General features: G+C 24.5%; 1 protein-coding gene. It reads left to right on the top strand.

Annotated elements, in window-relative coordinates; genetic code table 11:
* Positions 1-166: 166 nt before the first annotated feature.
* A complete protein-coding gene (locus tag RI68_RS04325) occupies positions 167-331 on the top strand; it encodes a hypothetical protein (RefSeq protein ID WP_261974281.1) in 165 nt (54 codons plus the stop codon).
* Positions 332-478: the final 147 nt, after the last annotated feature.

The following is a 478-nucleotide window of genomic DNA, read 5'->3' on the forward strand; positions in this document are numbered from 1 at the left end:
TAACAGAAATTAATTTTTTGTTGAATCAAATACAACAAGTACACCAACAAATAATAACTTATCAACAAAGACAACTAAATAATCAAGAATAAATGTTAAGAAATTTTGATAATAATATGACAAGAGTTCAATTAGAAAGAGAATATTTATTGTTAACACAAGAGATATGATTTCAGCCATTAATAATACACCACTTTATGCTTCAGAAGAACAAATAAATACCTTAAGAAATATTCAAACAAGAATAGATCAAAATCAAAGACAAATAAATATCATTAGAAATCAAACACAAAACAACCAAAATCAACCAAATAATCATAGAAGACGTTAAAATAATTAAATTTTTAAACATAAACAAAGACCCTCCTCAGGGTCTTTTTTATTTAACAACCTACAAACTTGGAAAGGAAACAAAAACCATGTTTATGAAAAAAATCTTTCAATTTTTACCTAGTAATCTCATCTTTTGCATCATTAC

The sequence above is a fragment of the Vaccinium witches'-broom phytoplasma str. VAC genome (assembly GCF_000309405.1).
In the GTDB taxonomy this organism is placed as follows: Bacteria; Bacillota_I; Bacilli_A; order Acholeplasmatales; family Acholeplasmataceae; genus Phytoplasma.